Source organism: Rhodovulum strictum (assembly GCF_009649175.1).
GTDB classification, from domain to species: domain Bacteria; phylum Pseudomonadota; class Alphaproteobacteria; order Rhodobacterales; family Rhodobacteraceae; genus Rhodovulum; species Rhodovulum strictum.
Genome location: NZ_WJPO01000052.1, coordinates 1 through 8,518, shown reverse-complemented (window position 1 = coordinate 8,518; position 8,518 = coordinate 1). Strand labels below are relative to the sequence as shown.

Below are 8,518 nucleotides of genomic sequence, written 5' to 3'. Positions count from 1 at the left end.
GGGCCCTCAGGACGCCCTCGACCCGCCCGAAAGCAGCACCTTGGCTCCAATGTCAGCCGGCCGGTGAATATCGCGGGCTCAAATACCAATGCTCGCTCGGGTGCAATACCTGCGGGATCGTCACGAAGATCTACCGGGTCGCGACCCTGATCGAAGACATCGCGAAGTCGCTGAAACACGGGGTCCAATCTTTCACGCTGTCTATCGCGTGACGGGGTTTGGATGCTTCCGCCGCCCCCGCCACCTCTCGGCCGCTTATCGCGAGCCGGTTTCGGTACCGGAAGAAGCGGAAACTCCGACATGCGACTTGTCCTTTTTGAAATCCGGGGCGGTGCGTGCTGCCCACAACTTGAGCCGCTCCTCGACGATCTTCTTTAGTGGTGTCTCTCCCATGGCCAAGACGTGGCGACGACGAACGTCGAGGCAGAATTCCTCTGCCTCCGCATAGCTGATTGAGCCGAGGGCCTTTGCGAGGGTGCTTGGTGCACGACCTAACGGCTCGTTCATCGCATCTGCGAAACGCTTGAAGTATGCAGCGAGCTCGGCCTGCGTCGGGGCTTTCAATGAAAGGCGCAACTGAAACCGGCGCCAGACAGCCCGGTCCAGAAGTTCGCTATGATTTGTGGCTGCAATTGCAACGGTGTAGCTCGGCAGATCATCCATTTGCATCAGCAGTGACGTGACGACACGTTTTATCTCACCGGTCTCATGCTCGTCTCCGCGCTCCTTGCCAACAGCGTCGAACTCATCAAAGAAAAGGACGCAGGGCGTGGTCCGGGCATAGTCAAAGACACGTTTCAGACGCGCCGCGGTTTCGCCGAGATAGCTCCCAATCATTGCCTCGTAGCGCACGACAAAGAATGGCAGTGCCAGCGACTCGGCTATCGCCTCCGCAAGAGACGTCTTGCCGTTGCCCGGAGGCCCCGAAAGCAGGATCCGGTGGCGCGGCTCGAGGGAATGCGACCGGAGAACCGATGCGCGCTGTTGCTCCTCGATCAGTTCCCGGCATGCGCGAAGGTTGAGCTCCGACAGAACGAGATCCTCGATTCGCCGTTCTGGCGTCAGCTCAAGCAGAAATTCGCGATGTCGCGCTGCATTCTGGTTCAAGATGGCGGGCGCCTTTGGTGAGTGACTATTGCCGTTCACATGCATGGCCTCGGTCAACCGGTCGGCGAGGATATTGTGATTTTTGGCCTTCTCTTCAGCGATTATTGCTTCGGCTGCAGCACGCACGCTCCGAAAATCGCCGCTTGATCCGGCCTTCACCAGTGAAATCAGAAGATCACTTCTGGCCATCGTCTTCTTCCCGCCTCGTCCCGTTACGGGCGCTTTGCCTCTCCCGGTCAAGCTTTTCAACGACGGCCTCAAGTATCCAGGTATTTCGTGGAACGCGAACGGGTCGGCCGTTGCGCTCACGGTCGATGTCAATCACGAGCTCTCGTGGCACCCGCACGGTGAGGGCCGCAACGTCTTCCTCCGTTGTCTTCAAACCTTTTCCCATGGCTGCATCCCTACCATGCCCGAGCTCCGCTGGCCATCAAATAGACTGCAGAGTGATGTCATGTCGATGGCACCATTGTCACAGCCTGCCGGAAGCACAACCCTTCGCAACTCCGCAACTGACCAGAGGATGCCGTGCAGCGCGCTGTCGTGCCAGTCCCAACCTCCCCGGTGGTCCCAACCCTGTCCCAACCTCCTGAGGGGGTTGGGGACACGAAAAGCCGTTCAAAAACAACGGTGTCCCCAACCTCACCCTGTGGTCCCAACCTTTTGCTACACATTCATGTGGGAGAACGGAAAAGGTCGGGAACATGTGTTTCTATACGAAAAGAGAAGAACCCCCGTTGGGGACACCGAGGTTGGGACCAAATCCGGTCAAGCCATTGGGTTAAAACGATAAAAGGCTGTCCCAACCCCCTCGAAGGTTGGGACCACGCGCTCGGAGGTTGGGACCGGGACGGGCAGCGCGTCGATCTTCGCCGGCCGCGTCGTCCCTGGTCGTTTTCGCTTTGGCCGAGGACCGCCGGATGCTAAGTCCTGAGGTGACCGAAGCCGAAGGCCCACAGCTTGTGAGCCTTCACGATGAACACACCGATCCCCGCGCAGGACGTCCGCCCCGAACCGGGCGCGATCAACCGGTCCTGCATCCTCGCCCTCGATCTCGGCACCACGACCGGCTGGGCGCTCCGCAGCCACGACGGACTGACCACCAGCGGCACGGTCAGCTTTCGCCCCGGCCGCTTCGACGGCGGCGGCATGCGCTACCTCCGCTTCACGAACTGGCTGACCGAACTTGACCGGCTGTCCGGACCCATCGCCGCGATCTGGTTCGAGGAAGTCCGGCGCCACGCGGGCACTGACGCAGCGCATGTGTTTGGAGGTCTCCTCGCGACGCTGACGACTTGGGCCGAGCTTCGCGGAGTTCCCTACGAAGGCGTCCCAGTCGGCACTATCAAGAAGCACGCGACAGGCCGGGGGAATGCTCCCAAGCAGGACATGATCGCCGCGGCCCGAGCCAGAGGCTTCTCTCCCGCCGACGACAACGAGGCCGACGCGATCGCCATCCTGCACTGGGCGATTGAGACGAACGGGGGCTTGGGATGAGGTGGTACCCGAAAGGCTACGGCGGCACGCGTCGGGATCCCGACCAGGTAAAGCGCGATGGCTGGCATGACGAAGGTGTGCTTGCCGTCTCCGTCGACGACCACCGCCTGACCTGGCCAGAGCGCGAGCTGGTCCGTCAGCTCGGAGAGAAGCTGTATGGGCCTCGCTCGGACGACCGGGAGGCCGCGAATGGCTGAGTGGACGCCCACCATGGTCGAGGACCGCCTCGAGAGCGCTGCCGACGTGTTCCGCTCGCTGCCCGAGGTGAAACCGCAGGGCTACTTCAATGCATGGCCCGAGTACTTCCACAGCTTCGCCGACCAGGTGGGCCAGGAGCCGCAGATGCGCCGACCCAAGCCCGGACCGCGCGACATCACGCAGGCCGAGGATGCTCTGCTCTGGCTGCGCTTGCTCGACCCTGCCGACGCGCGCCTGCTCTGGCTCCGGGCGAACCGCAAGCCATGGAAGCCGATCTGCTGGGAGCTGGGCATCAGCCGTGCCACCGCGAACCGGCGCTGGCAGTACGGCATCGCGGTGATCGTGTGGCGGCTGAACGGAAGGCGAGTGCCGAAGAAGCGGTCGATGGAATTCGTGGTGGCGCAGGCGGCGCACTGAGTGTGTCAAGGCTCGACAGTCGCGTGAGACAATTTCCTGCGAGACACCGGACGGCGAGACGGATCGCCCCGCTGACGCTATCCATGGCGATATACTCGGGGTCGTGCGCTCAGGCGAACCGACGCTGATCCCGAGGTGGACACCGGGGCTGGCTTCCGGGGTCCAGCCGGGGTCCAGGCTGCCAAGCCGTTGTTTTTCGGTTCCTTTCTGGGCCAAAACGTATGCTGGCGGGCTTGGCTCGGCATTTCGCCAGCGACAGGGCCGGTTTTTTGGGAAGCCACCGAAGTCCAGCGTCCAGCCGTGACGCCTGAATTCCTCGTGAATTCAAACATCTGACCGGCCGTCCGGGGTGGATACCCTGCGGATGCCGGAGTCCAGCCGAAAGCCGCTGGAAACCGCCGTGCCGGAGTCCACCCCCGGTGGATGCCGATCGATCATCGACAGGAACCTGCATGAACCTCGCCTTCGCCCCCGAGCGGATCGAGATGTGGCCGCTTGCGCGCCTCCAACCCTACGCGAAGAACGCGAAGGCGCATGGCGCGGACCAGGTCGCGAAGATCGCCGCCAGCATGGCCGAGTTCGGCTGGACCGTGCCTTGCCTCGTCGCCGATGACGGCGAGCTGATCGCGGGGCACGGGCGCGTGCTGGCCGCCACGCAGCTGGGGCTGACCGAAGCGCCGGTGATCGTGCTCGGGCATCTGACCGAGGCGCAGCGGCGGGCGTACCGGATCGCGGACAACAAGCTGACGGAGCTTGGCACCTGGGACGAGGCGCTGCTGTCGGCTGAGCTGAAGGACCTGCTGGCTGACGACTACGACCTGTCGCTCGTGGGCTTCTCCGACGGCGAACTGGACAAGCTTTTGGCCTTCGATCCGGACGGGGGCGGTGAAGAAGAAGGTGGCGCCGGGGGCTCTGTGCCTCCGGTGACCATCCCAGAGCCGCCGCGCAACCCGGCATCGCGAACGGGCGATCTGTGGAGACTCGGCGACCACCGGCTGCTTTGCGGGGACTCGACCAGCCACGACGACGTGCGCCGCCTAATGAACGGCGAGCGCGCGATCCTGTTCGCGACGGACCCGCCGTATCTGGTCGATTACGACGGCTCGAACCACCCGACCCGCAACAAGGACTGGTCGCAGTCCTACGGCGTGACCTGGGACGACAGCAGCCAGGGGGCCGACCTCTACGACGGCTTCATCGCCGCGGCCGTGGCGGAGGCGATTACGGACGACGCCGCCTGGTACTGCTGGCACGCCTCGCGACGCCAGGCGATGCTTGAGGCCTGCTGGGAAAAGGCGGGCGCCTTCGTGCATCAGCAGATCATCTGGGTGAAGGACCGCGGCGTCCTGACCCGGTCGCACTACCTCTGGAAACACGAGCCCTGCTTCATGGGCTGGCGCCGCCCGAATCGGCCGCCGAAGGTCGCCGAGCAGACGCTGCCGTCGACCTGGGAGATGCCGTCCTTCGCCAAGGACGAGCGTCCCGACCATCCGACGCCGAAACCGCTCGACGCCTTCGGGATTCCGATGCGCCAGCATGTGGCCCGCGGCGGTCTCTGCTACGAGCCCTTTTCGGGCTCCGGCTCGCAGATCATGGCAGGCGAGGCCAACGGCCGCCGCGTCTTCGCCATGGAGATCAGCCCGGCCTATGTCGACGTGGCCGTGGAGCGCTGGCAGGCTGAGACGGGCCGCGATGCGATCCTCGATGGCGACGGCCGGACCTTCACGCAAGTGAAGGCCGAGCGGCTGGGCGAGACCCCGGCCGCGGCCGAGGCGTACGTCCAGGCGGTGCCTGGCTGAACTCATGGCCGCGCATTTCGTCAACATCAGCGGTGGAAAAGATTCCACCGCTGTCTACCTCCTCGCGCTCCGCCGCGGCCGTCCGTTCCGAGCCATTATGGCCGACACGGGCCATGAACACCCGGTGACGCTGGAATATGTCGCGCTGCTCTCTGAGCGCACCGGCGGCCCCGTGGTCGAAATGGTGCGCGCCGACTTCTCAGCCGAGATCGCACGCAAGCGACGGTACGTAGAGACAGTCTGGCGTGAAGAGGGCGTACCGGAGACGACGGTCGAGAGGGCGTTGGCGGCACTGGTGCCCACCGGCATCCCAATACTGGATCTCTGTCTGTGGAAAGGGCGTTTCCCGAGCCGGAGGGCGCAGTTCTGCACCGAATACCTGAAGGAACGGGCGGTTTTCGACAATTGCGTGGGCCCGGCACTCGAGACAGGCCCCGTCGTTCAATGGCTCGGCGTACGTCGTGATGAGAGCCGCAATCGTGCTCAGGCCCCATTCACGCAGCGCGTCCGGTTCTCGGACCGGCACGACATGGTGCTCTTTCGGCCGCTGATTCACTGGAGCGCCGACAACGTGTTCGCCTTCGCGCGGGCTCATCGGCGATGCCGACGGCAACGCGCTCGATCCGAGCCACGAGTCCGTCGACGCGCTGCTCGACATCTGGCCGATCTTCGAGGCGTTCCAGCTGACCTACGTCTCCAAGGGCCTGCTGCTGGAACAGGAAAAAAACGCCTCCGCGCTCTCGCCGAATGGTCCTTCGGCGGGGGCGAGCGCTACTGCGAAGCCTGCGCGCAGGCCTGCCCGGACTGCCCGGCGCGGCTGAACCGTCCGGAAACTCCGGAGGGTTGGCAGGTCTGGGACCTCGTCGGTCGCCTCGGCGGCCAACTTCGCGTGCTGCCCGGTGCGGTGATCGGCTGGGACATGTCGGCGGCGCTGGCGCTCGGTGACGCCCTCGGCGTGCCGCCGCTCGCCATGGCCGAACTGCTGCCCGTCATCGAGGCGGTGATGGTGCGGAAACTGAACGAGGAACTGGCGGCGAACGGCGCCCCCGGCGTCAGGCCTTGATCTTCTCGATCAGCGTGACGCCGGGCAGCCCCTCGAAATGTGCGTCGCAGCTCAGGAGCGTCGCGCCCTGTGCGCGGGCGGTTGCGAAGATGATCGCGTCGGCAGTCGCGAGCTTGTGCTCCCGGCACGCCTCCGCCGCCGCCAGCGCGATCTCGGTGTCGAGCGGCACCACATGGCAGACCTGCGTGAAGGCGATGACCTGATCGGCTTTGTCCTCGCCGACCTCGCGCGTCAGCCATTTCGCCAGCTCGAGCTGGACCATGGTCGGCACGAGCCACTCGGCCTGTTCGGGCAGATGTTCGGACAGCTTCTCGCCGGTCGGCGAGCCGATGAGCCACTCGATCCACGCCGACGTGTCGACGAGGATCATCAGAACCGATCCGTCCGGTCGCGATAATCGGCGGCGGACGCGCCGCGCGCGAGCCCCTTCAGCGCCTCCCGCTTGGGCACCGGCACAAGCAGGACGCCCGTGCCTTTCGGGATGAAGGCAAAGGTCAGCCCGGCCTCCCAGTGCTGGGCGGCCCGGATCGCCTTGGGAATCGAGATCTGGAACTTCGAGGACAGGGTCGCGGTCTCGGCCATGGTCATACCTTCACTAGATCGATGGCATAAACGTAAGACGCCTATACGGCGAAAGCAAGGAGTCTGACCGATGGCCGAGAAACGCGTCAGCGTCCGCCTTGCGGCCGTGGGCGGACGGCAGGTGCGCGCGGAGCTGGAGGGCGTCGGTGAGGCCGGAGCCCGAGGCTTCGGACGGCTCAGCCGAGAGATGGAAGCGGCCAACGCAAGGCTCGCGGCGTTCTCGCGACGTGTCGCAGTGGCTGCCGCCGCAGCCGTGGCAGCCGCTGCCGCCGCTGGCGTGGCGATGATCCGTTCCGGCCTCCAGACCGTCGTAAGCGTCGTTGGACGGCCACCCGGTTTTCAGGTTGACGGCTGGTAATTCCACGGGAGCAACTCGTCCAGTCGGCCTTGCGGATGGCCGGCGGCGATGGCTTCGAGGGTGGATTTCAGATAGGCGAAGGGCTCCACGCCGTTGATCTTGCAGGTCTCGATCAGCGAGGCGATGCGGCCCCAGGTTCTGCCGCCCTCGTCATGACCGGCGAAGAGTGCATTCTTGCGATTCAGGGCAATCGGACGAACCAGATTTTCGACATTGTTGGAGTCGATCTCGACGCGACCGTCGGTCAGGAAGGTCTGCAACCCGTTCCAGTGGTTATGGATATAGGCGAGCTTTTCGCCGAGGCGGGACTTGGCGGAGACGCGCAGGCGTTGCGCTTGCAGCCATTCCCCGAAGGCGGCGACCAGAGGTGCTGAGCGGGCCTTTCGGGCCGACAGGCGCTGTGGCCTGCTGCCGGTTTCGTGGACAGCAGGTTAAGCTAGCATAGCGCGGGCCTCGAACTCCATGGGGCTGATGTAGCCCAGTTTCGAATGCCGTCTGCGCGGGTTGTAGAAGCGCTCGATGTAGTCGAACACGTCGGCGCGGGCTTCGTCGCGGGTCCGATAGACCTTGCGGTTGGTCCGTTCGGTTTTCAGCGACGAAAAGAAGCTCTCCATCGCAGAATTGTCCCAGACGTTTCCAGCCCGGCTCATGGAGCAGGTGAGGATAGTGTCCCACTGCGTTCTCTAATCGCCTTGGTCAAGCGCTGCATGGCAAGAAATCGGAGAAGCTGGGCAAGGACGAACGTCAACTGGCTTTCGAAGAGCTTTAGGTCGCGCTGGCCGAGGGCGAGGATCGCAGCATCCGCATCGACGTCATCCCCGCCCAGCACCGGATCATCGAGACCATCCGTCCGAAATATGCCTGCCGTGTCTGTACCGACGGTGTGACACAGGCGCCCGCGTCGGCCCGGCTGATCGAGGGCGGGCTGCCGACCGAGGCGTTCATCGCCCATGTTCTGGTCAGCAAATACGCGGATCATCTGCCCTTGTATCACCGCGCCTGCGGGTGAAGAGCTTCGAGGAACTGAACGCGCTCCTGATCGACAAGTGCATTGCCTGGGCCAAGGCCAACCGGCACCCGGAGATGACGGACCGTGTGGGAGGTGTTCGAGGCGGAACGCCCGCAACTCGTGCCCTATGCCGGGCGCTTCGACGGCTTCCATTCCGTGCCAGCCGCCGTGTCCAAGACCTGCCTCGTGCGGTTCGACAACAACAAATACTCGGTGATGGCCAGCGCGGCCGGTCGTCCGGTCGAGATCCGGGCCTATGCCGAACGCATCGAGATCCGGCAGGATGGTCGCCTCGTTGGTGATCAGCCTGCACGGTCCCGATGATATGGAAGCGGTTGCTGCCGCACTTAAAGGGCGTCCTCGAAAAACCCTTGGGTGGAGAACCCCGGCGGAAGCACTGGACGCGGTGTTTGTGCGTTCCGGGCTCATCCGGTCAGCGATTCCGATAACATCCGGTCAGTAATTCCGATCTGATCCGGTCACGGATT

The 8,518-nt window shown here is 64.3% G+C and carries 9 protein-coding genes and 7 pseudogenes; 11 read left to right on the top strand and 5 right to left on the bottom strand.

The features are described from left to right. Nucleotides 1-212, top strand: a 212-nt coding sequence (locus GH815_RS19085; RefSeq protein ID WP_211365129.1) for a hypothetical protein, incomplete at its 5' end; no start/stop codon positions are given. 43 nt (nucleotides 213-255) lie between these two features. On the opposite strand, the gene GH815_RS18330 is transcribed toward GH815_RS19085, so the two are convergent. After that, complete coding sequence (locus tag GH815_RS18330) at nucleotides 256-1,296, bottom strand: AAA family ATPase (protein WP_153750171.1); 1,041 nt, start codon at nucleotides 1,294-1,296, stop codon at nucleotides 256-258. 786 nt (nucleotides 1,297-2,082) lie between these two features. Between GH815_RS18330 and GH815_RS18325 the strand changes: the two genes are divergently transcribed. From GH815_RS18325 to GH815_RS19585, 7 genes and pseudogenes are all read left to right on the top strand, one after another. Next, a complete protein-coding gene (locus GH815_RS18325; RefSeq protein ID WP_153750170.1) occupies nucleotides 2,083-2,604 on the top strand; it encodes a crossover junction endodeoxyribonuclease RuvC in 522 nt (173 codons plus the stop codon). After that, a complete protein-coding gene (locus tag GH815_RS18320) occupies nucleotides 2,601-2,801 on the top strand; it encodes a hypothetical protein (RefSeq protein WP_153750169.1) in 201 nt (66 codons plus the stop codon). Before GH815_RS18325 ends, GH815_RS18320 begins: the two co-directional genes overlap by 4 nt. Then, a complete protein-coding gene (locus GH815_RS18315) occupies nucleotides 2,794-3,219 on the top strand; it encodes a DUF6362 family protein (RefSeq protein WP_153750168.1) in 426 nt (141 codons plus the stop codon). Before GH815_RS18320 ends, GH815_RS18315 begins: the two co-directional genes overlap by 8 nt. Nucleotides 3,220-3,671: 452 nt before the next feature. Next, the gene (locus GH815_RS18310; RefSeq protein ID WP_153750167.1) at nucleotides 3,672-5,018 is read left to right on the top strand and encodes a site-specific DNA-methyltransferase; all 1,347 of its coding nucleotides are present in this window, start codon (nucleotides 3,672-3,674) and stop codon (nucleotides 5,016-5,018) included. 4 nt (nucleotides 5,019-5,022) lie between these two features. Continuing rightward, nucleotides 5,023-5,553, top strand: a pseudogene (locus tag GH815_RS19335) (phosphoadenosine phosphosulfate reductase domain-containing protein); the annotation flags it as partial. Nucleotides 5,554-5,611: 58 nt separating this feature from the next. Continuing rightward, nucleotides 5,612-5,839: pseudogene (locus GH815_RS19330) on the top strand (hypothetical protein); the annotation flags it as partial. A gap of 68 nt (nucleotides 5,840-5,907) precedes the next feature. Next, the gene (locus GH815_RS19585) at nucleotides 5,908-6,081 is read left to right on the top strand and encodes a DUF7697 family protein (protein WP_425541976.1); all 174 of its coding nucleotides are present in this window, start codon (nucleotides 5,908-5,910) and stop codon (nucleotides 6,079-6,081) included. On the opposite strand, the gene GH815_RS18290 is transcribed toward GH815_RS19585, so the two are convergent. Both GH815_RS18290 and GH815_RS18285 read right to left on the bottom strand, forming a co-directional pair. Continuing rightward, nucleotides 6,071-6,451, bottom strand: coding sequence for a type II toxin-antitoxin system VapC family toxin (locus tag GH815_RS18290; RefSeq protein WP_153750166.1), 381 nt, complete (start codon nucleotides 6,449-6,451; stop codon nucleotides 6,071-6,073). The genes GH815_RS19585 and GH815_RS18290 overlap by 11 nt on opposite strands. Beyond that, nucleotides 6,451-6,663 carry an AbrB/MazE/SpoVT family DNA-binding domain-containing protein gene (locus GH815_RS18285; RefSeq protein ID WP_036708314.1) on the bottom strand — a complete coding sequence of 71 codons (213 nt, stop codon included), beginning with the start codon at nucleotides 6,661-6,663 and terminating at the stop codon, nucleotides 6,451-6,453. Before GH815_RS18285 ends, GH815_RS18290 begins: the two co-directional genes overlap by 1 nt. A gap of 70 nt (nucleotides 6,664-6,733) precedes the next feature. On the opposite strand from GH815_RS18285, the pseudogene GH815_RS18280 reads away from it, so the two are divergent. Further along, a pseudogene (locus GH815_RS18280) lies at nucleotides 6,734-6,973 on the top strand (hypothetical protein); the annotation flags it as partial. Nucleotides 6,974-7,002: 29 nt separating this feature from the next. Here GH815_RS18280 and GH815_RS18275 read toward each other — a convergent pair. Next, nucleotides 7,003-7,419: pseudogene (locus GH815_RS18275) on the bottom strand (IS66 family transposase); the annotation flags it as partial. A 33-nt stretch (nucleotides 7,420-7,452) separates the two neighbouring features. Beyond that, nucleotides 7,453-7,683 (bottom strand): annotated as a pseudogene (locus tag GH815_RS18270) (IS3 family transposase); the annotation flags it as partial. A gap of 122 nt (nucleotides 7,684-7,805) precedes the next feature. Between GH815_RS18270 and GH815_RS18265 the strand changes: the two are divergent. Together GH815_RS18265 and GH815_RS18260 are read left to right on the top strand one after the other, a co-directional pair. Further along, nucleotides 7,806-8,021 (top strand): annotated as a pseudogene (locus GH815_RS18265) (IS66 family transposase zinc-finger binding domain-containing protein); the annotation flags it as partial. Beyond that, a pseudogene (locus GH815_RS18260) lies at nucleotides 8,006-8,333 on the top strand (Mu transposase domain-containing protein); the annotation flags it as partial. The pseudogenes GH815_RS18265 and GH815_RS18260, both read left to right, overlap by 16 nt. Nucleotides 8,334-8,518: the final 185 nt, after the last annotated feature.